Source organism: Agrobacterium sp. a22-2, from assembly GCF_012276985.1.
GTDB lineage: Bacteria > Pseudomonadota > Alphaproteobacteria > Rhizobiales > Rhizobiaceae > Allorhizobium.
In genome coordinates, this window is record NZ_JAAXMM010000118.1 from 1 (window position 1) to 389 (window position 389).

The window sequence follows — 389 nt, forward strand, 5'->3', positions numbered from 1 at the left end:
GAAACGCACTGACAACGTTTTACCCTTCCTTCAACTCTGTGTCGAGTTACCATCCCAGCGAAGGGCCATCCTGTGTCCGTTCCTGTATTTCCAGCTGGCGCTCACGCTCCAGGGATAACTCATATTCGCGTTCCTGTATCAGCCGTTCGTCCCTTATTTCCTGTTCTCGCTGTATAACTGACTCAAATGTTCTGTCCGCTCGCTCAAGTGCTGCACCTGCTGACTCAACTGCATGACCCGTTCGTTCAGCATCGCGTTGTCCCGTTGCGTAAGCGAAAACATCTTCTGCAATTCCACGAAGGCGCTCTCCCATTCGTTCAGCCGCTGCATATAGTCCTGTTGCAGTTGCTCTAAGGCGTTCAGCAAATGTCTTTCCAGCTCCGTCATGC

General features: G+C 51.9%; 1 protein-coding gene. It reads right to left on the reverse strand.

The window, feature by feature from the left end; translation table 11 throughout:
* Window positions 1-153: 153 nt before the first annotated feature.
* The gene (locus tag HFC70_RS26665; protein ID WP_168476318.1) at window positions 154-387 is read right to left on the reverse strand and encodes an MbeD family mobilization/exclusion protein; all 234 of its coding nucleotides are present in this window, start codon (window positions 385-387) and stop codon (window positions 154-156) included.
* Window positions 388-389: the final 2 nt, after the last annotated feature.